Source organism: Microbulbifer celer (assembly GCF_020991125.1).
Classification (GTDB): Bacteria; Pseudomonadota; Gammaproteobacteria; order Pseudomonadales; family Cellvibrionaceae; genus Microbulbifer; species Microbulbifer celer.
The window spans coordinates 3,376,048-3,402,243 of record NZ_CP087715.1; the positions used below are offsets into that span (position 1 = coordinate 3,376,048).

At 58.2% G+C, this 26,196-nt stretch carries 21 protein-coding genes; 17 read left to right on the forward strand and 4 right to left on the reverse strand.

The genetic code is table 11. From position 1 onward, the window contains the following. Positions 1 to 42: 42 nt before the first annotated feature. From rarD to LPW13_RS14015, 3 genes are all read left to right on the forward strand, one after another. Complete coding sequence (gene rarD, locus LPW13_RS14005; RefSeq protein WP_230436293.1) at positions 43 to 957, forward strand: EamA family transporter RarD; 915 nt, start codon at positions 43 to 45, stop codon at positions 955 to 957. Between the two features lie 160 nt (positions 958 to 1,117). After that, positions 1,118 to 2,449 (forward strand): type II toxin-antitoxin system HipA family toxin, encoded by a 1,332-nt coding sequence (locus LPW13_RS14010; protein WP_230436295.1) that lies wholly within the window; start codon positions 1,118 to 1,120, stop codon positions 2,447 to 2,449. 2 nt (positions 2,450 to 2,451) lie between these two features. Continuing rightward, the gene (locus LPW13_RS14015; protein ID WP_230436297.1) at positions 2,452 to 2,721 is read left to right on the forward strand and encodes a helix-turn-helix domain-containing protein; all 270 of its coding nucleotides are present in this window, start codon (positions 2,452 to 2,454) and stop codon (positions 2,719 to 2,721) included. Here LPW13_RS14015 and LPW13_RS14020 read toward each other — a convergent pair. The 3 genes from LPW13_RS14020 to LPW13_RS14030 form a co-directional block, all read right to left on the reverse strand. Further along, entirely contained in the window at positions 2,710 to 3,687 is a 978-nt protein-coding gene (locus tag LPW13_RS14020; RefSeq protein ID WP_230436298.1) for an alpha/beta hydrolase, read from the reverse strand. The genes LPW13_RS14015 and LPW13_RS14020 overlap by 12 nt on opposite strands. 102 nt (positions 3,688 to 3,789) lie before the next feature. Continuing rightward, complete coding sequence (gene fba / locus LPW13_RS14025; RefSeq protein WP_230436300.1) at positions 3,790 to 4,854, reverse strand: class II fructose-bisphosphate aldolase; 1,065 nt, start codon at positions 4,852 to 4,854, stop codon at positions 3,790 to 3,792. Positions 4,855 to 5,054: 200 nt separating this feature from the next. Then, positions 5,055 to 6,218 carry a phosphoglycerate kinase gene (locus LPW13_RS14030; protein WP_230436302.1) on the reverse strand — a complete coding sequence of 388 codons (1,164 nt, stop codon included), beginning with the start codon at positions 6,216 to 6,218 and terminating at the stop codon, positions 5,055 to 5,057. 336 nt (positions 6,219 to 6,554) lie between these two features. Here LPW13_RS14030 and LPW13_RS14035 point away from each other — a divergent pair, with 336 nt between their 5' ends. From LPW13_RS14035 to LPW13_RS14090, 12 genes are all read left to right on the forward strand, one after another. Next, complete coding sequence (locus LPW13_RS14035; RefSeq protein WP_230436304.1) at positions 6,555 to 7,325, forward strand: alpha/beta hydrolase; 771 nt, start codon at positions 6,555 to 6,557, stop codon at positions 7,323 to 7,325. Positions 7,326 to 7,365: 40 nt separating this feature from the next. Next, positions 7,366 to 7,560, forward strand: a complete 195-nt coding sequence (locus tag LPW13_RS14040; protein WP_230436305.1) for a CPXCG motif-containing cysteine-rich protein — start codon at positions 7,366 to 7,368, stop codon at positions 7,558 to 7,560. A 168-nt stretch (positions 7,561 to 7,728) separates the two neighbouring features. After that, positions 7,729 to 10,581 carry a M16 family metallopeptidase gene (locus tag LPW13_RS14045; protein WP_230436307.1) on the forward strand — a complete coding sequence of 951 codons (2,853 nt, stop codon included), beginning with the start codon at positions 7,729 to 7,731 and terminating at the stop codon, positions 10,579 to 10,581. A 503-nt stretch (positions 10,582 to 11,084) separates the two neighbouring features. Then, positions 11,085 to 12,632, forward strand: coding sequence for a S8 family serine peptidase (locus tag LPW13_RS14050; RefSeq protein WP_230436309.1), 1,548 nt, complete (start codon positions 11,085 to 11,087; stop codon positions 12,630 to 12,632). A 983-nt stretch (positions 12,633 to 13,615) separates the two neighbouring features. Then, positions 13,616 to 14,551 (forward strand): ubiquinol oxidase subunit II, encoded by a 936-nt coding sequence (gene cyoA, locus LPW13_RS14055; protein WP_230436311.1) that lies wholly within the window; start codon positions 13,616 to 13,618, stop codon positions 14,549 to 14,551. Continuing rightward, the gene (gene cyoB / locus LPW13_RS14060) at positions 14,548 to 16,605 is read left to right on the forward strand and encodes a cytochrome o ubiquinol oxidase subunit I (RefSeq protein WP_329957906.1); all 2,058 of its coding nucleotides are present in this window, start codon (positions 14,548 to 14,550) and stop codon (positions 16,603 to 16,605) included. The genes cyoA and cyoB overlap by 4 nt, the downstream gene beginning before the upstream one ends. Beyond that, positions 16,602 to 17,231: a cytochrome o ubiquinol oxidase subunit III gene (gene cyoC, locus LPW13_RS14065; RefSeq protein ID WP_230436312.1), complete on the forward strand. Its 630-nt coding sequence runs from the start codon at positions 16,602 to 16,604 to the stop codon at positions 17,229 to 17,231. Before cyoB ends, cyoC begins: the two co-directional genes overlap by 4 nt. Next, positions 17,231 to 17,572 carry a cytochrome o ubiquinol oxidase subunit IV gene (gene cyoD, locus LPW13_RS14070; protein ID WP_230436314.1) on the forward strand — a complete coding sequence of 114 codons (342 nt, stop codon included), beginning with the start codon at positions 17,231 to 17,233 and terminating at the stop codon, positions 17,570 to 17,572. The genes cyoC and cyoD overlap by 1 nt, the downstream gene beginning before the upstream one ends. 22 nt (positions 17,573 to 17,594) lie before the next feature. Continuing rightward, positions 17,595 to 18,503, forward strand: coding sequence for a heme o synthase (gene cyoE, locus LPW13_RS14075; protein ID WP_230436316.1), 909 nt, complete (start codon positions 17,595 to 17,597; stop codon positions 18,501 to 18,503). Between the two features lie 331 nt (positions 18,504 to 18,834). Continuing rightward, positions 18,835 to 20,157: a cytochrome c gene (locus LPW13_RS14080; RefSeq protein WP_230436318.1), complete on the forward strand. Its 1,323-nt coding sequence runs from the start codon at positions 18,835 to 18,837 to the stop codon at positions 20,155 to 20,157. Beyond that, positions 20,154 to 20,651, forward strand: a complete 498-nt coding sequence (locus LPW13_RS14085) for a (2Fe-2S)-binding protein (protein WP_230436320.1) — start codon at positions 20,154 to 20,156, stop codon at positions 20,649 to 20,651. Before LPW13_RS14080 ends, LPW13_RS14085 begins: the two co-directional genes overlap by 4 nt. Further along, positions 20,644 to 22,998 (forward strand): xanthine dehydrogenase family protein molybdopterin-binding subunit, encoded by a 2,355-nt coding sequence (locus LPW13_RS14090; protein ID WP_230436322.1) that lies wholly within the window; start codon positions 20,644 to 20,646, stop codon positions 22,996 to 22,998. The genes LPW13_RS14085 and LPW13_RS14090 overlap by 8 nt, the downstream gene beginning before the upstream one ends. Positions 22,999 to 23,067: 69 nt before the next feature. Here LPW13_RS14090 and LPW13_RS14095 read toward each other — a convergent pair whose 3' ends face one another. Beyond that, positions 23,068 to 23,448: a hypothetical protein gene (locus tag LPW13_RS14095; protein ID WP_230436324.1), complete on the reverse strand. Its 381-nt coding sequence runs from the start codon at positions 23,446 to 23,448 to the stop codon at positions 23,068 to 23,070. A 266-nt stretch (positions 23,449 to 23,714) separates the two neighbouring features. On the opposite strand from LPW13_RS14095, the gene LPW13_RS14100 reads away from it, so the two are divergent. Continuing rightward, a complete protein-coding gene (locus LPW13_RS14100) occupies positions 23,715 to 24,113 on the forward strand; it encodes a globin (RefSeq protein WP_230436325.1) in 399 nt (132 codons plus the stop codon). 180 nt (positions 24,114 to 24,293) lie between these two features. Beyond that, a complete protein-coding gene (locus LPW13_RS14105; RefSeq protein WP_230436327.1) occupies positions 24,294 to 26,162 on the forward strand; it encodes a DUF3413 domain-containing protein in 1,869 nt (622 codons plus the stop codon). The last annotated feature ends 34 nt before the right edge of the window (positions 26,163 to 26,196 follow it).

Below are 26,196 nucleotides of genomic sequence, written 5' to 3' on the forward strand. Positions count from 1 at the left end.
CGTAATGTGCAACTGATCGGTACCGGGCCAAGGCTGCTCCAAGTGCAAAACCCGAATTCCGACTCCGCTGCCGCAGGCCTGCTGGCAGGTATCGGCGCCTTCCTGATCTGGGGATTCGCGCCGCTGTATTTCAATCTGCTCGACGGCATTTCCGCACCGGAAATTCTCAGCCACCGCAGTGTTTGGTCATTTATTCTGGCGCTGATTCTGCTGGCAATGATCGGCAAACTGCCGGATCTGCGCGCCACCCTGTGCTCGCGTCAAAAGATGCTGACTCTGCTGTTGTCCACGGTACTGATCGGCAGTAACTGGCTGGTGTTTATCTGGTCCATCACCAACCAGCATCTGCTGGATGCCAGCCTCGGCTATTACATCAACCCGCTGATCAGCGTGCTGCTGGGTGTAGTGGTACTCGGGGAAAGGTTGCGGCCGATGCAGTGGATTGCGGTAGCGCTGGCAGCATTGGGGATTGCCTATGAATTGTGGCAGTTCGGCAAGCTGCCTTTGATCGCGCTGTTTCTGGCGGTGACTTTTGGATTTTATGGCCTGGTGCGCAAACAGGCACCAGTGGACAGCCTTACCGGGCTCGCAGTAGAGACCCTGTATATGCTGCCGGTTGCCCTGGGTTTTCTGTTCTGGACTACAAGCCCCACCAGCAATCTGTTCAATAACAGCTGGGATCTGAATACCCTGCTGGTGCTGGCAGGCCCCATAACCCTGACCCCACTGCTGCTGTTCAATATCGCCGCGCGCCGGCTCAATCTGTCCACCATCGGGTTTCTGCAGTATCTCGGCCCCACGCTCATGTTTCTGCTCGCCACCCTGTATTACCGGGAACCGTTTGATACCGGCAAGCTGGTGACCTTTGCCCTGGTGTGGATTGCCCTGGCCTTCTATTCCGCGGACGCACTGGGGCAACGGCGCAAACGCCGTGCACTGCGTAAAAAAGCAATCTGAAAGGCTTGCCCGGCCAGAATACCGACTCAGGCGCGCCCAAGTCCCTGAACCACTAAAGTGAACCATAATTTGACGCCGCTCTCCCGGAAGACCATTATAATGGTCCAGTAAAACTGATACTCACAATTTTAGACCACTTTAGTGGTCTGCCGGAGTAGCAATGTTTCCCGAACAGGCAACCATTGAGATATTCCAAAGCGGCCGCTGGCAGCCCGCGGGGATACTTTGCCCGCTAAAGCCCCAGCTCGGTTACCGCAGCCCCAGCCGCCTGGAATATGCGCTTGAGTACGCCGCGGAATACGCTGGCCCGGATACCACACGGGCGGCCGGCCTGAGCTGCCGCTACCCGGTAGACTTTACCCAGCACGAAGTCCCCCACTGGCCGGCTTTTGTTCTGGATATGCTTCCCAACGGTTTCGGGCGACAACAATGGCTCGAGCTTCTCAGACTAAGGGACACGCCGTCTGCGGACTGGCCGCTGCTCCTGCGCGGTGCCGCCTTTCCACCGGGCAATCTTCGTATCGCTGAAGCCGTGGCCGCCAAAGACCTTTCCACACCGGTTCCGACCGCCAACGGCGCACTGGTGCCCATGGCAGACCACCCCGGTTTCAATCTGGAAGATGTATTAAACCGGCGGGAGCACTTTGTAGAATACGCATTCCAACATGGCATTTATGCCGCTGGTGCCTCCGATGTACAGGGCATCGCCCCGAAGCTGTTGCTGGTACAGGATCTTGAGGGGCGCTGGCACGCCGAAGGGGTTCTGCCGGACGATCGTGTATCCGCCTTCTGGATCCTGAAACGTCCCCGCGGCCGCGCCGCCGCTGACCGCAATATTCTGCGCAATGAAGCGGCCTATATGCGGGTCGCCCGGAAAATGGGACTGAGGGTATTTGCGGAACTGGAGTGGGACAACGATTCCCTGTTTATTCCGCGTTTTGACCGCCGTGTGCAGAAGGGTAAATCTGTTGACCGCCTGGGAATGGAAAGCCTTTGCTCCCTCGCGGGTGTGGCTGAGTTTGGCAAGCCGATCTCCCACGACACACTATGCCGCGCCCTGATCCGATACTCCTCCCAACCCGGGGCCGACCTGCTCGAATATATCCAGCGGGATATTCTGAACCTGGCGCTCGGCAACAAAGACAATCACGCGCGCAACACAGCGGTGTATCGTTTTGAGAACGGCGATGTCACTCTCACCCCGCTGTTCGACTTCGCTCCTATGTATCTGGATCCAGAAGGCATCGCGCGGGTATGCCGCTGGGAAGGCGACGCAGAAACAGCCGGAAGACCCGAGTGGGGAAAGGTACTGGAGCGCTATCGCGAGCAGCTGCCCGATGGGGCTGCCAGGCTGCGTACATTCGGTACACGGCTGCGACAATTACCAGATATCGCCCATAAAGCCGGTGTCGACGACAATATTATCGAACACCAATTGCCGGCAATTTCGGCCAACGCTGATCAACTGGAATCCCTGAGCGACGCGCAATGAAAATGACCGCAGAGCAGGCCCGAGAAGAGAAACAGCGGCTCCGGGAAGAATTGGCGCAAGGTACAGTGACACTGGGCGACGCCGTGCGACGGATGCGCAAGATAACCGGCATGAGCCAGAAAGAGTACGCGCGGAAAATTGTCGGTATTTCACCACGCATTCTGGCTGAAATAGAAAAGGACACCGGCAACCCCACCCTCGAGACGCTCAACAAAATAGGCCGGCCTTTCGGATATCAGGTGGGGTTTGTAACCCGAAAATCAGCGGGCTAACCACTCATCCAGCGCCTGCACAATCTGCTGGCGGTAGGGCTGGGTCTCGTTGATCATCTGATGGCGGGCGCCGCGTACAATTACACGCTTGCTGTTGGGAAAGCGATCGCGGATGACGCGCATGTTGTAGCGCCAGTCCACGGTGCCATCGTCGGTGCCCTGAATCACCAGAATCGGTTTTCGGTTGCGCGGGGTTTTGGGGAAGACTTTTAACCAGTCCACCATCGCCCCCAGCCAGCGAATCGACATCACCGGGGACTGCAATGGGTCCCGGTGGGCCTGGCGACGGGAAAACTCGGCATCGTGGGTATTGATATTGAAACCACGGCTGGGGTGCGGCATCAGGAAGCGCCCGAAGTAGAACATCCACTTGCGCAAATGCCAGCGTGCCGGACGTACCAGTGGCGCCAGCAGCATGACTTTGTCAAACGGCTGCCAGCGACTGAATTGCAGGTAGCTGAGTAGCGTCGCTCCACCGGTACTCTGCCCGAGTCCGTGCCAGGGTTCCGGCATTTTTCCCTTCGCTCTGCGCAGTAACGCCTCCAAAGTTTCCCGATACTGCAGGAAGGTGTCGATAGCCACCGGTTCACCACTGGAAAGGCCGTGACCGGGAAAATCCATCACCACCACATTGAATCCCCGCTCGAGCCCCAGACGGATGGCAGCCCCGTAAATACCGGTGTGGTCAAAATAACCATGACAGATAAACAGTGTGCCCTTGGGCTTGTTGACCAGCCAGTACTGGGCAACCAGGTCAAAACCTGTAGCGCTGAAGGTGCCGATCCCGGTGCTACTGGCCTCGTCAAAATTGAGACGGTAGTAATCCCGGTAGGAGGTAACAGATAGCGGGAGATCCCGATCACAGGCGAAGTCCAGCTCCGGCAGTTGCTGGCGCAGGACAGAATAATCCGGTCGGCGGATAACCGGGCTGGGGTCGACGGCATTGAAGTCTTTCAGCAGATCCATGACTTAATGGTACTGCATTTTAAAACGAAAAAGGGCGAACCAGAGCTTATTCACTCGCGGTCCGCCCGTTTCATCACTGGCTACGACTGACGATTAAAAAGATCAGTTGATCTTCGGCACCAGTTCGCCTTTCTCGTAGCGCTGGTACATGCTCTCCAGGCTGATCGGCTTGATCTTGCTGGCATTGCCGGCGGTGTTGAATGCCTCGTAGCGGGCAATACAGATATCCTTCATGGCCTGGGTGGTGGCCTTGAGGAATTTGCGCGGGTCGAACTCGGACGGGTTCTCGGCCAGGAAACGACGCACCGCACCGGTAGAGGCCAGGCGCAGGTCGGTATCGATATTCACCTTGCGCACACCGTACTTGATACCCTCGCAGATCTGCTCAACCGGCACCCCGTAGGTTTCTGGAATCTCACCGCCGAACTCGTTGATGATCTTCAGCCATTCCTGAGGTACAGAAGAGGAACCGTGCATCACCAGATGGGTATCCGGAATGCGCGCGTGGATTTCCTTGATGCGATCGATGGCAAGGATGTCGCCGGTGGGGGGACGGGTGAACTTGTAAGCACCGTGGCTGGTACCGCAGGCAATCGCCAGCGCATCCACCTGGGTTTTCTTGACGAAGTCTGCCGCCTCTTCTGGATCGGTCAGCAGCTGGTCGTGGGACAGTTTGCCCTCGGCACCGACACCGTCTTCCTCGCCGGCCATGCCGGTTTCCAGGGAACCCAGGCAACCGAGTTCCCCCTCGACGGAGACACCGCAGGCGTGGGCCATGGCCACTGCGCGCTGGGTGACATCCACGTTGTACTCGTAAGACGCCGGGGTCTTGCCGTCTTCCTGCAGGGAGCCGTCCATCATCACCGAGCTGAAGCCCAACTGGATAGAGCGCTGGCACACCGCGGGGCTGGTACCGTGGTCCTGGTGCATCACGACCGGGATATGCGGGAACTCTTCCACCGCGGCCAGAATCAGGTGGCGCAGGAAGGGAGCGCCGGCGTATTTGCGGGCACCGGCAGAAGCCTGAACGATCACCGGGGAGTCCGTCTGGTCGGCAGCCTCCATGATCGCACGCATCTGCTCGAGGTTGTTGACGTTGAACGCCGGCACACCGTAATCGTGTTCGGCAGCGTGGTCCAACAGTTGGCGCAAGCTGATTAAAGCCATGAAAAAAACCTTTCTCGTCGAAATTTAGCTGGTAATTACTACTTGTCGTGCGATTCCTGAAGCGGGGCTCCGGTCGCATCTATTTTTAATATTGGGTACTTCTAACTCGGGTACTTCTAAACCAGTGGGTACATCTACAACTGAATGGGCTGCCCCGGCGCCGTCAAGCGCCGGGGCAGCCTGTAAATTCAGGCTCAGCCTTACTCGCTGGCGCGGCTTTCCAGCATCGCTACCGCCGGTAGCACCTTGCCTTCCACGTATTCCAGGAAAGCACCACCCCCTGTAGAAATATAGGAGACTTGCTCGGCAATGCCGTACTTGTCTACCGCGGCCAGGGTGTCGCCACCACCGGCAATGGAGAAGGCGTCACTGTCGGCAATCGCTTTGGAAAGGCGCTCGGTTCCACCGCCAAACTGGTCAAACTCGAACACGCCTACCGGGCCGTTCCAGATGATGGTCTTGGCACTTTTGAGGATGTCCGCCAGTACGGCGGAGGAGTCCGGGCCGATATCGAAGATCATGTCGTCTTCGGCAACAGCGTCCGCGGGCTTGGTTTCCGCCGCCGCGGACTCGCTGAACTCCTTGCCGGTCACCACATCGGTGGGCAGTGGAATATCGCATTTCTCCATCAGGTTCTTGGCGGTGTCCACCAGATCGTGCTCGCACAGGGATTTGCCTACCGGCTTGCCGGCCGCGGCGAGGAAGGTATTGGCGATGCCGCCGCCGACGATCAGCTGATCCACCTTATCGGACAGGCTCTCGAGCACGGTCAGCTTGGTGGAGACCTTGGAGCCGCCAACGATGGCCACCATCGGGCGCGCGGGCTTCGCAAGCGCTTTTTCCAGCGCGTCCAGCTCTGCCGCCAGCAGTGGGCCGGCACAGGCCACCGGGGCAAATTTGGCCACGCCGTGGGTGGAGGCCTGGGCGCGGTGCGCGGTGCCGAAGGCGTCCATCACAAAGATGTCGCACAGGGCCGCGTACTGCTTGGCCAAGGCCTCTTCGTCTTTCTTCTCACCTTTGTTGAAGCGCACGTTTTCCAGCAGCGCCACCTCACCGTCTGCAAGATCCACGCCGCCCTGCCAGTCCTTGACCACCGGTACCTCTTTGCCCAGCAGCTTGCCCAGGTGCGCGGCCACCGGTGCCATGGAGAACTCTTCGGCGTACTCGCCTTCGGTGGGGCGGCCCAGGTGGGACATCAGCAGCACTTTCGCGCCGGCATCGACAGCGGCCTTGATGGTGGGGAGTGCCGCGCGAATGCGCGCGTCGGAGGTTACCGCACCGTCTTTTACCGGTACGTTCAGGTCTTCGCGGATCAGAACGCGTTTGCCCGCCAGATCCTGGTCCTTCATCAATTTAACCGCCATAGCCAATCCTCTGTTGCTGGTTACTGAATACTCACTTACCCACGGTACGGTAAGCACCCCGGGAGCGGGCGCGGATTATAAGCGCTAGCGAACGCCCCTGCCCACAGCGGCAACCGGAACGATGGCACCGGGCCACGGCACTATCGGCGCGGAGTATATCAACGCGGTTTGTAAATGGATTACCGCACAGTGTGGATATCACACTGATAGCGCTGTCATTTTTACAAGAATGCAAAAAAGTGACCGCTGCCGCGTTGCCCGCGCCATTGCTGCTCTCTACCATTACGCTTCCACGTACTGGCATCAGTAGTGAGCTGTCGGCTAAAAGGAACCGCCATGTCCCAGCGCAAGCGCCGCGAGAAGGTCACTTTCCCCAACCTTCAGGGGGAAAAGCTCGCAGGCATTCTCGAATTCCCTACCGGCTCGCCCGCAGGCTACGCGCTGTTCGCTCCCTGCTTCACCTGTGGCAAGGATGTGCTTGCCGCCTCCCGTATCTGCCGCCGGCTGGCGGAGCTGGGTATTGCCACCCTGCGTTTCGATTTCACCGGCCTCGGCGACAGCGAGGGCGACTTCAGTGAGACCAATTTCTCCACCAATGTGGACGACCTGAAAGCGGCTGCGGCATTCTTGCGCGAAACCCATCGACCGGCGGACCTGTTGATCGGCCACAGCCTGGGAGGCGCTGCGGTACTGGCGGCAGCGGCGGATATTCCGGAAGCCAAGGCGATTGTCACCATCGCGGCACCTAGAGATCCGCAACATGTCTTGAAGCAGTTCTCCCGCGATCTTAAAGCCATCAGGGAACACGGTCAGGCGGAAGTGGCGCTGTCGGGCCGCCCGTTTATCATTCGCAAGCACTTTATCGAGGACGTGGAATCTATCCGGGAAGGCTACATCCACGAGCTTGGCCGCCCGCTGTTGATCTACCATTCTCCGGTAGACGCCACCGTTTCTATTGATGAGGCAGCGGACATCTACAACCGAGCGATGCACCCGAAGAGCTTTATCAGCCTCGACGCGGCCGATCACCTGTTGACCCGGCGCGAAGATGCCCTCTATGTCGCCAATACCCTTGCGACCTGGGCCGCGCCCCATTTGCAGGGTTAGGAACCCCGGATCAAGTCCATTCATCAGTTGGAGAGCGGATATGCAGACCGTGGAAGAGTTCAGCGATCAATGCCCCTACTGCGGGGAATCAATCCTGTTGATGATCGATACTTCCGCCGGTAGCCGGCACTACATTGAGGACTGCTCCGTATGCTGCCGGCCGATTCAGGTTCTGGTTAGTGTGGATATGGACGGGGACTGGCAGGTGCAGCTGAAGCACGAAAACGACGTTTAACGCCGCGCGCTAACGCCCGGCGCCATTGCAGAACAGAATCCGTAGCGCTATAAACGATGTCCCGGCCGCGCAGGACGATCCCCGACCCGGCCCACAGGCTCAGCGCTTCACCGGTTGCGAGCCTTAAAACAATGCAATGCACAGCCAACAATAAAAAGGACACCTGTTATGGTAAACAGACTCTGGCTGCCAGCGACCCTGGCCCTCGCTATCAGCGCTTGTGGCGATCCCTCCAACGGCGGTAACACCGGTAGCAATGCGACCAGCGCGGAACCTCAAACCACAGCCTCCGCCACCGTCACCTCCACCACCACTGCCCCCGAACCTCTCAGTATCGATTACGAAAAATTCACCCTGCCCAACGGCCTGCGAGTAATTGTGCACGAGGATCGCAAGGCGCCCATCGTCTCTGTCGGTGTCTGGTACCACGTGGGTTCCAAGGATGAAAAACCGGGGCGCACCGGCTTTGCGCATTTGTTCGAACACCTGATGTTCAACGGCTCTGAAAACTACGATGATGAGTACTTCAAGCCCTTCGAGCAGGCGGGCGCCACGGGCATGAACGGCACCACCTGGCTCGACCGCACCAACTACTTTGAGACCGTCCCCAGCAACGCGCTGGATATGGCACTGTGGATGGAATCCGACCGCATGGGCCACCTGCTGGGTGTGATCACCCAGGAGAAACTCGACGAACAGCGCGGGGTGGTACAGAACGAGAAACGCCAGGGGCAAAACCAGCCCTACGGCAAGGTATGGGAAAAACTGCAGGCAGCCATATTCCCCTCCGGCCACCCCTACTCCTGGAGCACCATCGGCTCCATGGAAGATCTGAATGCGGCGAGCCTGGACGATGTACACCAGTGGTTCAAGCAGTATTACGGCGCGGCAAATACTGTGCTGGTGTTGGCGGGTGATATCGATGTCGCCACCGCCAAAGAAAAAGCCAGTAAATATTTCGGCGATATTCCCGCCGGACCACCACTGACCAGAAAAGACTCCTGGATCGCCAAGCGCGATCAGTCCACCCGCGACACCATGTATGACCGCGTAGCCCAATCGCGCCTGTACAAGGTATTCAACACCCCCAATCTCGGTCACGCCGATGAAGAGGCCATCAGCGTCGCGGCCGCGGTACTCGGTGACGGCAAGAACTCCCGCCTGTATCAGCGGCTGGTGTATGAAGACCAGATTGCCACCAGCGTAAACGTGGCCCTGTATGAATTCGAGCTGTCCTCCATGTTCCAGGTGATCGCCGATGCAAAACCCGGCGTGGAACTTTCCGAAATTGAATCCGCGATCAATGAAGAACTGCAGCAGTTCCTGCAAGAGGGGCCAACAAAAGAAGAACTGGCCCGGGTGAATATGAGCGAGTACGCTGCTTACGCCCGCGACCTGGAACAGGTGGGCGGCTGGAGTGGTAAAGGGGTGATCCTCGCCCGAGGCGAACTCTACTTTGACAACCCCAACGCCTACCTGGAGAGCCTGACTGAAAAGCAGCAGTTGACGCCCGATCAGGTAAAAGTTGCCGCGAACGAGTGGCTCTCCAGTGGCGACCATATTCTGGAAGTACACCCCTTCCCCGAATACAAAACCGCCGAAGCCAGTGCCGACCGCAGCAAGTTGCCGGAACTGGGAGACTTCCCTTCCGTACCCTTCCCGGAAGTGCAGACCGCGGAAATGCCCAACGGCCTGAAGGTGATTCTGGCTGAGCGCCACTCGGTGCCAGTGGTCAACATGGAGATGAAATTCGACGCCGGCTACGCTGCCGACCAGGGCGCAAAACTGGGTACCTCCAGTTATGCCATGTCGATGATGAAAGAAGGCACCACCCACCTGAGTGCACTGGAAATTGCTGCACGCGAAGAAATGCTCGGTGCGCGTATCGATACCGATGCGGGCCTGGATACTGCCAGCGTTTCCCTGAATGCCCTCACCAGTAATCTGGATGATTCCATCGACCTGTTTACAGACGTGTTACTGAACCCCGCGTTCTCCGATGAGGAAATCGAGCGCAAACGCAGCCGCTGGATCGCCGGCATTCAGCAGGAAAAAACCAAACCGGTACAGATGGCGTTGCGCAACATTCCGCCACTGCTGTACGGGGCGGATCACGCCTACAGTATTCCGTTTACCGGCAGCGGCACCGAGGATTCCATCGCCTCTCTCACCCGTGACGATCTGGTGAACTACCACCAGACCTGGCTGCGCCCGGATAACGCCACCCTGATCGTGGCTGGTGATATCACCATGCCGCAGTTGATGGAAAAACTGGAAAAGAACTTCGCCGACTGGCGCGCGCCACAAGCCGCCAAGCCAGTGAAAAACCTGACCGAGGTGGCGCTGCCGGAGAAATCCAGTGTCTATCTGATTGATAAACCCGGGGCCGAACAATCCATCATCATCGGCGGTCTGCTGGCACCTTCGGAGAAGATTGCCGAGCGCGAAGCACTGCATATGATGAACGATATCCTCGGCGGCACCTTCACCGCGCGCATCAATATGAATCTGCGGGAAGACAAGCACTGGGCTTATGGCGCCTACTCCTTCTTCACTGGCGCCAAGGGCCAGCAACCGCTGCTGGTATATGCGCCGGTGCAGACCGACAAAACCAGCGAATCCCTGGCGGAACTGCAGAAGGAGCTGCGAGGCTATATCGGCAGCGCCCCCGCAAAAGCGAGCGAGCTGCAGAAGCTGAAGGACAAGCGCATCAACGAGCTGCCCGGACGTTTCGAAACCATCGACGCCGTCGCCGGCGCACTGTCGAGCCTGGTAACCTACGAGCGGCCGCTCGATTATATGAATGGCTACGCCGATGAAGTCCGCAATATCGACCTGCAACAGGTACACGAACTGGCGAAGCAGACCATCAAACCGGATCGGTTTGTATGGGTGATTGTAGGGGACAAGGAAAAGATCGCCGGCGGAGTTGAAAAGCTCGGCATTGGAAACCTCACCGAGCTGGATGCCGATGGCAAACCACTCGCAACCCAGGTAAACGCGGCAACCAGCGACGGCTGATCCACGACGGGGAAACAGGCCGGCAGCCATTTAACCCGGCCTTTCAGCCGATTTTCTCAGGCTTGGCTTGCGCTTTATCAAAGGGCGCCAGAACAGAATTTCTGGCGCCCTTTTTTATGCCCGGGCCAAGACGCCCCCACAAACGGAAATTCCACATCAACCTTAAGGCACGGACAGCTGTAACGGTCGACGCGACAAAACCCTCCATCCAAAAGTCGCGAATTTCAACTTCATAATCACATTTTGCTGACGCCGGCACAGGTCAGTGATCTGGCGCTGGGAGACGTCATTTTTGCTGCTAAATTTGTTCGTGCCCTATACGCCTATAGCAGTGGAAGGCACACATCCGCAAAAAAGTTGCGCATTTCACTTACAAAGAGTGATGGAGAAACTTTAGTGGGACTTAGGTACTTTTTTGCCCTCCTGCTACTTACCTGCTGTTTGCGTCAGGCTCGGGACATCGCTGTCCCCAATACAACAAGAATAACCAGGAGCATAAAAACATGAGCAAATCTATTCCCACTCTTCTCGCCAGTGCACTGGCGCTGACCATCTCTGCCCAGGCTTCCGCCGCGCCGAATGATCGCTACATCGTGAAGTTCAAGGAGGGTAAGGGCCCCGCAGTAAAATCCCTGATGAGTAAAAATGGCGGCCGCTCAGCGCTGGCGCTGGAAAAGCGCAACGCCATGGCTGCACACTTGCCGGCCCGGGCTCTGAACGCACTGCGCAACAACCCCAATGTGGAATACGTAGAAGAAGACGTTAAGCGCTACCCTATGGCGGAATCCACCCCCTACGGTATTCCCATGGTACAGGCCGATCTTGTCAGCGACGCCATGGCCGGCAACCAGACCGTCTGTATCATCGATTCCGGTTACGATATATCCCACGAAGACCTGTCCGGCAACAGTGTGACCGGCAGCTTCGATTCCGGCACCGGCAACTGGTACAGCGATGAAAACGGTCACGGAACCCATGTGGCAGGCACCATTGCTGCGATTGGCAACGGCACCGGCGTGGTCGGAGTGATGCCCGGCAGCGCCATCAACCTGCACATCGTCAAAGTGTTCGGTGCAGATGGCTGGGCCTACTCCTCCGACCTCGTGGCTGCCGCAGACGAATGTGCCAGCAACGGCGCCAACGTGATTAATATGAGCCTGGGGGGAACGCTCAAATCCCGCACCGAGGACCGCGCCTTTGCGGATCTCTATACCAATCAGAACATCCTTTCCATCGCCGCCGCAGGCAATGATGGCAATACCCGCCACTCCTACCCCGCGTCATACGATGCCGTTGTTTCCGTGGCCGCGATCGACAGCAACAAGGTCGTTGCCGGTTTTTCACAACAGACCGATCAGGTCGAACTGGCGGGCCCCGGTGTGGGCGTACTTTCTTCGGTACCGGTCGGATACGGCCTCTCCACTACCCTCACCGTGGCCGCTAGCGGCATTGATGCCGCAGGTATGGACGGCAGCCCCCAAGGCAGTGTCAGTGGCGCGCTGACGGATTGTGGCCTGGGTGAATCCGTCTGTACCGATGCCGCTGATAAAGTCTGCCTGATCTCTCGCGGCAATATCAGCTTCGCAGAAAAGGTGCAGGCCTGTGAGGCCGGCGGCGGTGTCGGCGCGGTGATCTATAACAATGAGCCGGGCATGCTCTACGGCACTATGGGAGAAACTGTCACTGGCATCCCCTCCGCCGGTATTTCTGACACCGATGGCGCAGCACTACTGGACCAGCTCGGCAGCAACGCCGCACTGACACTCGAGGCCAGTGATTACGACTTCTACGATGGCACATCCATGGCCACGCCACACGTAGTAGGTGTAGCGGCGCTGGTCTGGAGCCACTTCCCCAGCTGCTCTGCGGCAGATATCCGCAATGCACTGAACACTACCGCCGAAGACCTGGGAGCGGCCGGGCGCGATAACGCTTATGGCTACGGCCTGGTGCAGGCGCAGTCAGCGGTGGACTACCTAACCACCAACGGTTGTGGTGGCGGTTCCGATGGTGGCAGTGACAAGCCCTGCAAAGGGAAAAAATGCCAGTAACGAGCAACACTTTCCTCTCTCAATCGCTTTAGGGGCCTGGGGCCCCTTTTTTGCGCAGCTCTCCTCTCGCGGAGATTCCTTCTTTACAGTTAACAATTACCCCCTCGCAACAGTTTTCAACCCCGCTCGAGTCCCGCGGAATATAGCGCCGTGCCCGGCTTCTTTTTTGAGCACGGTTTTCCGCTTTAATTGACCAAGGAAAAACCCTGTCATCCTTTCACCATTGATGGGAAAACTTCCGAAACAGACCATCTCAACTGTTCGAAACCTGCACAATTTTCTTTTGTGCGACCAACCAATGTCTGATAGGCTTCGCCGGCCGATGTCCCTCACCCAAGGGGTTATGGGAACAAGATGGTTTTTTCCAATCCCGTGCGCAGGCCGCCTGCAACGTAATTTCCGCTGGATGATTTTTTGAAAGCGATCAGCCATTCGACACATCAGAATCGAAAACCTGCAGTCCAATTGGACCAGCGGGTCGCTGGCATGTTGTCGTTTCTGGCTATCAGCGGATGCTTCGCAGTACTGTTCAGTCTGTTACTGCATTACGGCCTGGTAATCGACGCTGGCGAATGGATACCGGCGCTTGAGTCCAGCACCTCAGCGCAATCAATTGTCGATCTGGGGATTACTGCGGTACTACTCTGCAGTTTTATACTGGTACGGCATTATTTGCTGTTACTCAGCTTTGTAAGAAGCCTGCGAATAGCATTCCGCCGTTTTCTCCGCACTCTGCAGCCGCAGACGCCGACACTGTGCTCTGTACCATACTCCGCCCATGGTTCCCGGGCGCCGCCCTTTCACGCGTAATCTTTTTGGCCTGTTCGGGCCACCTGCACTGACATTTTCCTGGCATCGGTAAGCCGATCTTGCGAATTATTTCGATAATTCGCTGGCCCACTGTTGTCACCGCATTCTGTCGGTGCACTTTCCTCTGCCTTCAGGCAGGTGTTGTAACCCCCGTATTGAGAGGATCTGTCCTCGTGTTTATTCGTAGCCTGAAAACCGCTGCGCTGTCCGCTGCCGTGCTTGCATTGGCCGGCTGTGAAGGCGGTGTGCTCGACCCCAAAGGACAGGTGGGCGTCGATGAAAAGTCCCTGATCATCATTGCCACTGTGCTGATGTTGCTGGTGGTAATTCCAGTGATCGCCATGACGCTCTACTTCGCGTGGAAATATCGCGAAGGCCGAGAGCACGAAATCTATGCGCCCAAATGGGCCCACTCCGGAAAAATCGAAACCACGGTGTGGCTGATCCCGGTGGTGATCGTGGTGATTCTGGGTGCAATCACCTGGCGCTCCACCCACGCGCTGGACCCCTATCAGCCACTGGAACACGAACGCGATCCACTGACCGTAGAAGTGGTTTCACTGAACTGGAAGTGGCTGTTCATCTACCCGGAACAGGGGGTGGCATCAGTGAATGAACTGGTGATTCCCACCGATGTGCCGGTGCAGTTCAAGATTACTTCCGAATCCACCATGAACTCGTTTTTCATTCCGCAGCTGGGCAGTCAGATCTATTCCATGGCCGGCATGGAAACCAAGCTGCACCTGATCGCCAACGAGCCGGGCACGTTTGAAGGATTCTCTGCGAACTACAGCGGTGCCGGATTTTCTGACATGCACTTCGACGCCATCGCCATGAGCGATGCCGGGTTTGAAGACTGGGTGACAAAGCTGAAAAGCGGCAATCCGACCCTGGACAGCAAGCGCTATGCCGCACTGGCCAAACCCAGCGAAGACCATCCGATCGAGCATTTCGGTGCGGTCAGCGACGGGCTCTTCCATCAGATCATTCACAAATATATGCAGAACTACAACACCTGGAACCAGGCGCCCAGCGATACCGCGGCGCATAAGGGTACGAAACACGGTTCTACAGCCAAACATCACGGGGAGGCAGAGGATCAATCATGAACCTGCTCGGCAATCTATCGCTCGACGCGATTCCGTATCACGAGCCCATCATCATGGGCACCCTCGCAGTAGTGGGGATCGTCGGCGCTCTGATCGCGGTCGCCATCACCCGCCATAAACAATGGGGCACGCTGTGGTTCGACTGGATAACATCCGTCGATCACAAGCGTCTCGGGGTTATGTATATCCTGCTGGCCCTGATCATGCTGGTGCGCGGATTTTCCGACGCGATCATGATGCGCACACAACTGGCGATCGCCACCAATGGCGCCGCCGGTTATCTGCCGCCGGAACATTACGATCAGATCTTTACCGCCCACGGGGTGATCATGATCATGTTCATGGCCATGCCTTTTATGATCGGGCTGATGAACATCGTGCTGCCGTTGCAGATCGGCGCGCGCGATGTGGCGTTTCCGTTTATGAACAACCTGAGCTTCTGGCTCTCTGCCGGCGGCGCCATCCTGATCAACCTCTCCCTCGGCCTGGGCGAGTTTGCCAAAACCGGCTGGCTGGCCTATCCGCCATTATCAGAGCTGTCATTCAGTCCCGGCGTGGGAGTGGATTACTACATCTGGGCACTACAGATATCGGGCATCGGTACCCTGCTCACCGGGGTGAACTTCCTGGTGACGGTCTTCAAAATGCGCGCCCCGGGCATGAAGCTGATGGATATGCCGATTTTCACCTGGACCTGCACCTGGGCGAACATCCTGATTGTGGCCTCGTTCCCGATCCTCACCGCCGTACTGGGCCTGCTGACCCTGGACCGGTATATGGATTTCCACTTCTTTACCAATGCTGCCGGCGGCAACGCCATGATGTATATCAACCTGTTCTGGGCGTGGGGACACCCGGAGGTATACATCCTGATCCTGCCGGCGTTCGGTATTTTCTCTGAAGTGATTTCCACTTTTACCGGCAAGCGTCTGTTCGGCTACAAGTCCATGGTCTGGGCCAGCGGGGCGATTTCCATTCTCGGCTTTATCGTCTGGCTGCACCATTTCTTCACCATGGGCTCCAGTGCCAACGTCAACGCCTTCTTCGGCATTATGACCATGATCATTGCGGTGCCCACCGGGGTGAAACTGTTCAACTGGCTGTTCACCATGTATCGCGGCCGCCTGCGTATGACGGTGCCGGTACTGTGGACCCTGGGCTTTATGGTGACCTTCACCATTGGCGGGATGACTGGCGTATTACTGGCGGTACCGGGAGCGGACTATGTACTGCATAACAGCCTGTTCCTGATTGCCCACTTCCACAACACCATTATCGGCGGCGCGGTGTTCGGTTATCTGGCCGGCTTTGCATTCTGGTTTTCCAAGGCCATGGGCTTCCACCTGAACGAGCGCATCGGCAAGGCATCTTTCTGGTGCTGGCAGGTCGGTTTCTATATGGCTTTCATGCCACTGTATGTGCTCGGCTTCCTGGGTATGACCCGCCGCCTGAATCACACCGACAACCCCGACTGGAACATCTGGCTGTATATCGCCTGTGCCGGTGCAATCGTGATCATGGTAGGCATCATCCTGCAGTTTGTGCAGTTGTATCTCGCATTCCGCGAGCGCGAGAAAAACCGCGATGTGACCGGTGACCCCTGGAACGGCCACACCCTGGAATGGTCCACCGCATCCCCGCCGCAGTTTTACAACTTTGCAGAATTGCCCGCGGTGCACGACATCGATGCATTTACCGATATGAAAGAGAAAGGCACCGCCTATCAGCGCCCGGCCAGTTACACCCCCATCCATATGCCCAGCAACACTGCCGCCGGCGTGCTTATTGCCGGTGCCACCACGGCTTTCGGTTTTGCCGCGGTGTGGCATATCACCTGGCTGGCCATCGCCAGTCTGGTGGCCGCTGTGGTGTTCCTGCTACAGCGGGCATACGCAAAAAATGTGGATTACTACGTGCAGCCGGATGAGATTGAGCGTATCGAATCCCGGCACCTGCAACAGGTCAATCCACAATCCGCTTCCAGAAAGTCCACACGGGCAAAGGCTGTGCAACGCAAGCACAAGGCGAATGATGTTGAAGAGGTGACTGCATGAATGCCATGACAGAAGCAACCTATCTGGGCGATAGCGCCCATGGGCAGGATCACGACGATCACCACCACGACACCAGCGAAAACACCCTATTCGGCTTCTGGATTTACCTGATGACCGACTGTCTGCTGTTCGCCTCGGTGTTTGCCACTTACGCCGTGCTATTCATGAACACTGCTGGCGGTGTCTCCGGACGCGATATTTTCGAGCTGGATTACGTGGCCATCGAAACCGCAGCGCTGCTGTTCAGCAGCATCACTTATGGTTTTGCCATGATCGCTGCGCACCGTCAGCACAAGGCGGGCACCCTCGCCTGGCTGTTGGTAACCTTCGCCCTCGGCGCAGTGTTTATCGGCATGGAGGTGAATGAATTCCACCACCTGATCGCCGAGGGCAATGGCCCCTCCCGCAGCGCCTTCCTTTCGTCGTTCTTCGCCCTGGTGGGCATGCACGGCCTCCATGTCACCGCAGGCCTGATCTGGATGGCGGTGATGATGGTAGAAGTGGCCAAACGCGGCCTCGGCCAGCAGACCGTGACCCGCCTGTCCTGCCTGAGCCTGTTCTGGCACTTCCTGGACATTGTCTGGGTGTGTGTCTTTACCGTTGTCTACCTGCTGGGAGTACTGTGATGAACGCACAATCTGACATCCATTCCGGACAATCTCATGAGGCCGATCACGGCAGTGTGAAATCCTACCTGATGGGGTTTGTGCTGTCGGTCATTCTGACCGCGATTCCATTCTGGGCAGTAATGACCGGGCAATTCGACAAGGTAACGACCATCTGGCTGGTGGTACTGATGGCCATCGTGCAGGTGGTGGTTCACCTGAAGTACTTCCTGCATCTCAATTTTTCCAGCGAGGGGCGAGCCAATACGTTCACCTTCCTGTTTACCGCGTTGATTATTGTCATGGTGGTGGGGCTGTCGGTGTGGATCCTCTACAGCGCCAACGCGATGATGATGCATTGATGCACAAAGATTGGTAACGGTCGTGATCAAACATCCTTTGCATTACCTGGCCCATTATTATGCGGTCACCAAACCCGGCATCATCGCTGGCAACCTGATCTCGGTCGCAGGAGGCTTTTTCCTCGCGGCCCGCGGCGATATTGACTGGGCTCTGTTTGCCGCTACGGCGATCGGCCTGTCACTGGTGGTCGCCTCCGGCTGCGCCATCAACAACTGTATCGACCGGGATATCGACGCGTGCATGCAACGCACCCGTAACCGGGTCACGGTCACCGGTGCATTGTCGGCGCGCGCGGCGCTGCTGTTCGGCCTGTTGCTGGGCGCGGCCGGCTTTGCATTGCTCGCCATTTACACCAACGCGGTCAGCGTCGCCTTCGCGGCACTGGGGTTCGTGGTGTATGTGGGCATCTACAGCCTGTATATGAAACGCAAATCCGTCTACGGTACTTTGGTAGGTGCCCTGTCTGGAGCGGTGCCCCCGGTAGTTGGCTACTGTGCGGTTACCGGGCAATGCGACGCCGGTGCCATGATCCTGCTGGTGATGTTCTGTCTGTGGCAGATGCCCCACTCCTATGCGATCGGGATTTTCCGCTACCGGGACTACGAGGCCGCCGGCATTCCGGTACTGCCGGTGGCCCAGGGCGTGGCCAAGGCCAAACTGCATATCGTGCTGTATATCGCAGTGTTCAGCCTGGTGACGGTACTGCTGCCCCTGAGCGGTTACACCGGCGCCGCCTTTATGGCGGTGGCCTGCACCACCAGCCTGTGGTGGCTGGCGATGGCGCTGCGGGGTTACCGGCGTGACATTGATATTACTGGCTGGGCGCGGCAGGTATTTGCCTTCTCGATCTTTACCATTACCACACTCAGTATCGCCATGGCGCTGGACTTCAATATCACCGCACCGGATTTACTGGTGCTGAACTTGTAACCGCAGGGTTTGCCACGCCCCATCCCCCCCAAAGGCCCCGCAAATGCGGGGTTCTCTTTTCATCACCTGTATCAGGGGCGCATCAGGCCGCCGCCGGTCTGGCTGGAACAGGCATTGCTGCCCGACGGGCCTCCGCTGTTGCTGCCGAGACCTTGCTTCGGCTGATACACACTACGAGTGGAATATAAAGCGATCCCCGCCAAATCCTCCCATAACCCAAGGCGAAGCCGGCTGAGTGCTATAAAGAGACTTATCGCCGGATTCCCGGCGCACCGGGTCCATCACGGAACAAGCACGGGCCCGGTGATCGCCTACTGTGAGAGGTTTCGATATGGGCAGAACCCTGACTGCCGCACTGGCGGTGCTGGTGATCATCCTTATCGCGCTGTTCTTTGTTATTCGCAAGCCGTCGATCGACCCGGTGGAGACGCCACCGCCCTCCTCTTTTGACGACGCCGTGATCGAACGCGGCCGGATTCTCGCGGGTATCGGCAACTGCGCCACTTGCCATACCACCACCGATGACAAACCCTACGCCGGGGGGCGGGATTTCCCCACGGGATTCGGCAGCCTCTACTCCACCAATATCACTCCTCACCCCCAGGATGGCATCGGCAACTGGTCGCTCGAAGCCTTTGTGCGCTCCATGCGCGCGGGCATCGCCCGAGACGGCGCCTACCTCTACCCTGCATTCCCTTACACCCATTTCAAAAACCTCACCGATGAAGACCTGGGTGCGCTCTACGCCTACCTGATGACGCGGGAGCCGGTGGCCTACACCCCACCGGAAAACAAAATGCACTTCCCCTTCAACCTGCGTTTCCTGCAATGGGGCTGGCAGCTGTTGTTTTTCGATAAAAAGCCGATGCAGGCCGACCCGCAACAGAGCGACGACTGGAACCGCGGCGCCTATCTGGCGGAGGGCGCCGGCCACTGCACCGCCTGCCATTCACCGCGCAACGCATTCGGTGCCGAGAAGAAAGACGAAGCCTACGCCGGCGCCCTGGTGGACAACTGGTATGCGCCGGCACTGAATGCAGATCAACCACTCCCCGTGCACTGGAGTAGCGACACCCTCTACGACTATCTGCGCAACGGGCAATCCGCCTACCAGGGGGTATCCGTGGGCTCCATGGGGGAAGTGGTGCATCAGGGACTCGAGCGAGCGCCGGACGGCGATATCCGCGCACTGGCGGTTTACGTGGCCTCCCTCGGCGGCCAGGACCAAACCCCAAACAGCACACGACAGGCCGCAACACAGGCTGCACAGGTCATTGATGCGGCACACAAACGCACCGACGCAGACCGCAGCCAGGGCGAGAACATCTACATCGCTGCCTGCGCTGCCTGCCACTACAACGCAGCGGACAACCCCCTCGGTCTGCGCGCCGAGCTGAGCCTCAACAGCGCGGTCACCGCTGCTGATCCCACCAATCTGCTGCGGGTGCTGCTGCGGGGTATTCCCGCCGATGAAGGAACGCCGGGTATCGTGATGCCGGACTTTGCCAGGCTGAGCGACCGGGATGTGGCCGAGCTTTCGCGATTTCTGCGCAAGCGCGCGGACCTGCCCCCCTGGGAAGACCTGGAAAAACGCCTGAAAGAATTGCGCCAGCAGCTAGGCACCGTCGCGGCAGATAAGGGAGAGAAGCAATGAGCACCAGTTTCCGGATCAACGGCCAGCAGGCGGAAGTGGATGTGCCCGGGGAGACGCCGCTACTGTGGGTAATTCGCGACGATATCGGCTTTACCGGCACCAAATACGGTTGCGGCATCGGCCTCTGTGGCGCCTGTACAGTACACGTCAACGGCCGCGCCGTGCGCGCCTGCATTACCCCGCTAAGCAGCATCGCCGGCACCGAGGTCACCACCATCGAAGGCCTGTCACAGAATGGCGAACACCCGCTGGTGCAGGCCTGGGTAGAGACGCAGACACCCCAGTGCGGCTACTGCCAGCCCGGCCAGATCATGCAGGCAGCGGCAATGCTGAAAGACTTCCCCAATCCCACCGATGAACAGATAGACCATGTGATGAGCGGCAACCTGTGCCGTTGCATGGCCTATATCCGCATCCGCGAAGCGATCAAACTCGCCGCGGGCCGTATGCGCGCGGACGCCAGAGAAGAAAACCCGGGAGCCGACCATGCTTAAGTTTCCCCCGAACGCTTCCGCGGACAGCAACTCCCTGGACAACAACTCCCTGGACAGCAATGCCCCCGACCTGAGCCGGCGAGGATTTATTATCGGCATGGCCGGTGCCGGCCTCACTTTCGCCTTTGCCCGCTCCCCTCTCAGCCTGGCGGACCCGATCGAGTCCGCCAGCCAGATTCTTGCAGAAGGCGCCTTCGAGCCCACCATCTGGTATCAGGTACAGAAAGACGGACAAGTCGTGGTGAATATCGCCAAGGCGGAAATGGGCCAGCATATCGGTACCGCCCTCGCCCGTATCGTCGCCGACGAACTGGAAGCGGACTGGGAACAGGTCACCCTCAACTACGTCGACAGCGATCCCAAATGGGGCATGATGGTGACCGGCGGCAGCTGGTCCGTGTGGCAGAGCTATCTGCCCCTGAGCCAGGCGGGCGCCGCCGGCCGCATCGCCCTGATTGAGGAAGGCGCCCGTCAAATGGGCGTATCCCCGGACCAGTGCCGGGCCCGTAGCGGCCGCGTGATCGCCGGCGACCAGTCCATCAGCTACGCAGAGCTGGTGCGCAGCGGCAACATCAGCCGCAGCTTCAGCGAAGACGAGCTGAAGAAAATGCCGATCAAGCCCGCCTCCCAGCGGCGCCTGATCGGCGGTCCCGCCCAGGCCCTGGATATTCCCGACAAAACCGATGGGAAGGCCCTCTACGGACTGGACGCAAAAGTGGAAGGCATGGTCTATGGCCGCCCTCTGGTTCCCCCCACCCGCTACGGTGCCAGTGTAAAAAAACTTGACGACAGTGCCGCCCGGGAAATTCCCGGCTACCAGAAAACCCTCATTCTCGAAGACCCCTCCGAAACAGTGCCGGGCTGGGCCGTCGCCATTGCCGACAGCTTCCACGCCGCCAACATGGCCGCACAGAAAATCAAAGTGGACTGGGCGCCGGGCGAAACCGCCGATATCGATGAAGCGGCGATCCTCGAGCGCGGACGCGAACTGATCGAAAGCCGCGACGCCGGCGTAGTGGTGGTAAACGACGGCGATGTGGAAAAAGCCTTCGCCGAAGCGGATTCCGCACTGGATGCCGAATACATCACCCACAGCGCCCTGCACTTCCAGATGGAACCGGTCAACGCCCTGGCCCGGGAAAAGGATGGCATCTGGGAAATCCACACCGGCAACCAGTGGCAGTCCCTGATACTGCCAACCCTGGCCAAGGCCCTGGGTGTACCCCAGGAAAAAGTGGTGATGAAAACCTATATGCTCGGCGGCGGCTTCGGACGCCGGCTCAACGGCGACTACGCCGTACCCGCCGCCCTCGCTGCCAAAGCCCTGGGCAGACCGGTAAAACTCGTGCTCACCCGCGAAGACGATATCCGCTTCGACTCCCTGCGCTCCCCCTCCGTACAGCGCATGCGCATGGCCTTCGACGGCGACAACAACGTCACCGGTATGGAACACCACGCCACCGCCGGCTGGCCCACCCAGGTGATGGTGCCCGACTTCCTTGCCGAGGGTATCTCCGGTGGCAAGTACGACCCCTTCGCCATCCAGGGCGCCCTGCACTGGTATACCGTTGGCGGCAACCGCCTGCGCGCCATCTCCAACGACCTCGCCAACGAGACCTTCCGCCCCGGCTGGCTGCGTTCCGTGGGCTCCGGCTGGGTCAACTGGGCACTGGAATCCTTTATGGACGAAGCCGCCCACAAAGTGGGCCAGGACCCCATAGAGTTCCGGCTGGAAAAGCTCAAAGCCGAAGGCAAGAACGCCGGCTCCGCCCCCAACGCCGTCGGCGGCGCCTCCCGCCAGGCCAACGTACTGCGCCGCGTGCGGGAAATCTCCGACTGGAGCAGCGAAATGCCCGCAGACACCGGCCTGGGCGTCGCTACCACCTACGGCCAGGAACGCAATATGCCCACCTGGACCGCCTGTGTGGCCCGCGTACGCGTCGACCGCACAACCGGCCGCCCCACCGTAGAAAAAATCACTCTGGTCACCGACGCCGGTACCGTCGTCCACCCGGACGGCGCCCGTGCCCAGGTGGAAGGCGCCGCTCTCTGGGGCATAAGCCTCGCCCTGCACGAGGGCACCCGCTTTGAAAATGGCCAAGTGGTGGATACCAACCTCAATACCTACACCCCGCTGCGTATGCGCGATGTGCCGGAAATCGAAATGGAGTTTGTCGAGAGCACCGAGACTCCCGTGGGGCTTGGCGAGCCCGCCACTACCGTGGTCGGACCGGCGATTGGGAATGCGATCTTTGCGGCGGTGGGTGTGCGGATGCGGACGTTGCCAATTCGGGCAGACGACCTTCTACGGGCGCTGCAAGGCGAATCGCCAACACCGGAGCAATGACTGAGCCCCGAACAAAAAAAGGTTTGCCGGCAGAGCCGGCAAACCTTTTCTCTTACCGAAGTACAGGTACTACTGCAGATCGGTCACACAGCGGTTGTACTCGTTAATGTACACCTCGCTACCACGGTTGGGCACAGCATTGGATTTGTCCGCTGCCGCATTACGACAACCTTCGATCTGGTCACCAGTCAGACCTGTCGCAGGCAGTGTCTGGTTACGCTGATACATGTGCGCGGACTGATCACGATGGGCCTGCACAGTGGGCTGAGGAACCTGATAGAACATGCCAGTATTTTCATTGAAGCGATAAAAGTTATCGCCGCTTTTCCAGTAGGTTTTACCAAGAACCTGGATTTCGGAACTACCCGCAGGCAGCTGATCCGTTGGTTGCTGTGCTTGAGCAAAACCGGCGAACGTACAAAACAAAACTACAGGAATCAAGTAACGCATGGGATATCTCCTCTTCTCGATGTGCAAGGTAGTCTATGCCCCCGATGTCCGGTTCCCAATGCAAATAGCCCATAAATAACACCGCCGCCCGACTGTGGCTCCACCCATGATTTACTCCTTTTGCTCCCCGATTTAGCCCTATGACCCCAAAATTGATTTAAATCAATTTATAACTTCCCAAGAACGCTAGCATTCGCAGCCATGCGTCTATCCACGGGCAGGATAAGAACAATTTTGAATGAAAAACCGCATTCAGGGAGAGCAAAATGAACCGTGTCGACAGCGATGTCGTATTCCAGAGCTATGGCCGTTGCTGCAATAGTGAACAGTTTTTCATCGACTTCTACGATCACTTTATGGGGAGCTCGGAGGAAATTCGCGCGCTGTTTCGCAATACGGATATGTCAGCCCAGCGACACCTACTGCGCAATGGCATCATGCAACTGGTGCTACATGCCCGCGGCATGTCGGACACCAAGCTGAAAGCCCTGGGAGAAAGCCACTCCCGCAGTGGCTACAACATTCGCCCCGAATGGTACGACCTTTGGCTATCGGCACTGCTGACCACCCTGCGCCAGCACGACCCGGAATTTGATGACTCCGTTTCACAAGCCTGGCAACGGGCCATCGGTCCCGGAATCGATTGTATCCGGCGCGCATACTGAACAACTGGTCACACAAACCCGATTTTCAGCACTGCCAGCCCCTCTCAAGTCAGAATTCTCTGATATCATCCGCACCACTTTAGTGCGCCCATCGCCACCATAACCAACACGATAAAAGGACCCGACAGGCACACGGACACACCAGTAGACAGACAGCACAGACCGGCAAGGAGTAACGACATGCCCAGATCAACAGTTGCCAGCAGACGCGATGCCTTCAATTGGGTTATCTGGTTCACTTTTGCCAACGGACTGTTTGCGCTGCTGCTGGGACTGCTTTATATACAGTGGATCGACATCGCCGATATCGTCACTGCCACTTACGTCAGCGTACTGTATCCCGGACAGTTCACTATCATCGCCTGGCTGGCAGGGCTGCCGCTACTGCTGTTATCACTGTTGCTGCCGTTTCCACTGACCCGGGTGCTGGCCGTTACTGTCGCGACAGCGGGAATCAGTATCCTCGCCGTAGATACCGTGGTCTATTCCCTGTACCGCTTTCACCTCTCCAGTTTTGTGCTCGAGCTGGCACTGGGTGCGGGTGGACAGGCATTTACCCTGTCCCCCACCACGCAGGCAGTCGCTATTGGTGCCGGGCTGATCATACTGTTACTGGAGGTCGGGTTAGCGGCACTGCTGAAACATTATCGCCCCCGTGCGCGCTGGGCCCGGCTCGCCTTTGCCGGTATGTTTGCCAGCCAACTCTGTGCGCACGGCTGGCACGCCTGGGCGGATGCCAATTACGATACCCGTATCACTTCTGTCACGCGTCATCTGCCTCTGTACCATGCCGCTACCGGCAAGCGTCTGATGAAAAAGTGGGGCTTGGTGGATCCGCAGCGAGCGCGGGGAAACCAGGGCAGCGTCAAGCTGGAAGGCGCCCGCCGCGGACGGCTGAACTACCCTGCCGCACCCATGCAGTGTTCGCCCCCCGAGCCCCCCATGAACCTTTTGATAGTCGTAATGGACTCGGTGCGCTGGGACCTTCTGGAGCAACAGACCATGCCCACGCTGTGGGACCTGCGCTCTTCCTCTCAGGTTTTTACGCAGCATTTCAGTAATGGCAATGCGACAAAGCCTGGTCTCTTCACTCTCTTTTACGGCATCCCTGCCAGTTACTGGGATGCGTTCAGTACCGCCGGTCAGCCGCCGGTGATGATCGAGCGCATGCAAGCGCTGGGTTATGACACCAAGGTGCTGGCGTCGGCGACTCTGGTCAGCCCCGCATTCGATCGCAATATATTTTCCTCCATCGACAATCTGCGCCTGGAAACCCCCGGTAAAAAGCCCTGGCAGCGCGATGCCAGGATCACCCGGGACTGGCTCGATTACATGGAACAGCGTGCGCAGCAAAAAGCAGAAAACCCCTTCTTCGGTTTCCTGTTCTACGACACCACGCACGGATATGAGGTACCGGAGGATTACCCGAAGTTTGAGCCCTACTGGGACGTCAACCGGTTCGAACTCGATAACGACTTTGATCCGACACCCTTTCTCAATGCCTACCGCACTGCAGGGCACTACGTGGACAATCAACTCCGCCAGGTGATTGATGATTTGCGAAAGCGCGACCTGCTGGAAAACACCATCGTGGTGGTGACTTCAGATCATGGCGAAGAATTCAATGAACATCGCAAAAACTATTGGGGCCATGGCAGTAACTTCGGCGACTACCAGTTACATGTGCCCCTGGTAATCCACTGGCCCGGCAAACAGCCACACACCTACCATCACCGCACACAGCATTTTGATGTAGCTCCCGCGCTGGTGCGCAATGCACTGGGGTGCGAGGCCACATCACCGAAAGCGTTCTCCTCGGACTACGGGTTGTTCAATAAAGGGCGCCTGGGCTGGAACATGTCTCACAGTTATATGGACTACGCGCTGTTGATGCCGGAATACCACCTGGTGAAACACGCCTCCGGCACCGTGGAACTCCTGGATACCCGGACTCTGGAGCCGGAGAAAAACAGACACATTCCCGGCAATGTTATCCAGGAAGTTTTGCAAGAGATGTCACGGTTTTACCAGTCTGAAGGGGAGAAGTGAAAACGCGGCGGAGGACCAGTCAGGTGCAATCCGC

What these genes read in the sequence shown, in the direction of transcription:
- LPW13_RS14010 (WP_230436295.1), top strand. Translation starts at nt 1,118, where the DNA reads ATGTTTCCCGAACAGGCAACCATTGAGATATTCCAAAGCGGCCGCTGG.
- LPW13_RS14015 (WP_230436297.1), top strand. Translation starts at nt 2,452, where the DNA reads ATGACCGCAGAGCAGGCCCGAGAAGAGAAACAGCGGCTCCGGGAAGAA.
- LPW13_RS14020 (WP_230436298.1), bottom strand. Translation starts at nt 3,687, where the DNA reads ATGGATCTGCTGAAAGACTTCAATGCCGTCGACCCCAGCCCGGTTATC.
- fba (WP_230436300.1), bottom strand. Translation starts at nt 4,854, where the DNA reads ATGGCTTTAATCAGCTTGCGCCAACTGTTGGACCACGCTGCCGAACAC.
- LPW13_RS14030 (WP_230436302.1), bottom strand. Translation starts at nt 6,218, where the DNA reads ATGGCGGTTAAATTGATGAAGGACCAGGATCTGGCGGGCAAACGCGTT.
- LPW13_RS14035 (WP_230436304.1), top strand. Translation starts at nt 6,555, where the DNA reads ATGTCCCAGCGCAAGCGCCGCGAGAAGGTCACTTTCCCCAACCTTCAG.
- LPW13_RS14040 (WP_230436305.1), top strand. Translation starts at nt 7,366, where the DNA reads ATGCAGACCGTGGAAGAGTTCAGCGATCAATGCCCCTACTGCGGGGAA.
- LPW13_RS14045 (WP_230436307.1), top strand. Translation starts at nt 7,729, where the DNA reads ATGGTAAACAGACTCTGGCTGCCAGCGACCCTGGCCCTCGCTATCAGC.
- LPW13_RS14050 (WP_230436309.1), top strand. Translation starts at nt 11,085, where the DNA reads ATGAGCAAATCTATTCCCACTCTTCTCGCCAGTGCACTGGCGCTGACC.
- cyoB (WP_329957906.1), top strand. Translation starts at nt 14,548, where the DNA reads ATGAACCTGCTCGGCAATCTATCGCTCGACGCGATTCCGTATCACGAG.
- cyoC (WP_230436312.1), top strand. Translation starts at nt 16,602, where the DNA reads ATGAATGCCATGACAGAAGCAACCTATCTGGGCGATAGCGCCCATGGG.
- cyoD (WP_230436314.1), top strand. Translation starts at nt 17,231, where the DNA reads ATGAACGCACAATCTGACATCCATTCCGGACAATCTCATGAGGCCGAT.
- LPW13_RS14080 (WP_230436318.1), top strand. Translation starts at nt 18,835, where the DNA reads ATGGGCAGAACCCTGACTGCCGCACTGGCGGTGCTGGTGATCATCCTT.
- LPW13_RS14085 (WP_230436320.1), top strand. Translation starts at nt 20,154, where the DNA reads ATGAGCACCAGTTTCCGGATCAACGGCCAGCAGGCGGAAGTGGATGTG.
- LPW13_RS14090 (WP_230436322.1), top strand. Translation starts at nt 20,644, where the DNA reads ATGCTTAAGTTTCCCCCGAACGCTTCCGCGGACAGCAACTCCCTGGAC.
- LPW13_RS14095 (WP_230436324.1), bottom strand. Translation starts at nt 23,448, where the DNA reads ATGCGTTACTTGATTCCTGTAGTTTTGTTTTGTACGTTCGCCGGTTTT.
- LPW13_RS14100 (WP_230436325.1), top strand. Translation starts at nt 23,715, where the DNA reads ATGAACCGTGTCGACAGCGATGTCGTATTCCAGAGCTATGGCCGTTGC.
- LPW13_RS14105 (WP_230436327.1), top strand. Translation starts at nt 24,294, where the DNA reads ATGCCCAGATCAACAGTTGCCAGCAGACGCGATGCCTTCAATTGGGTT.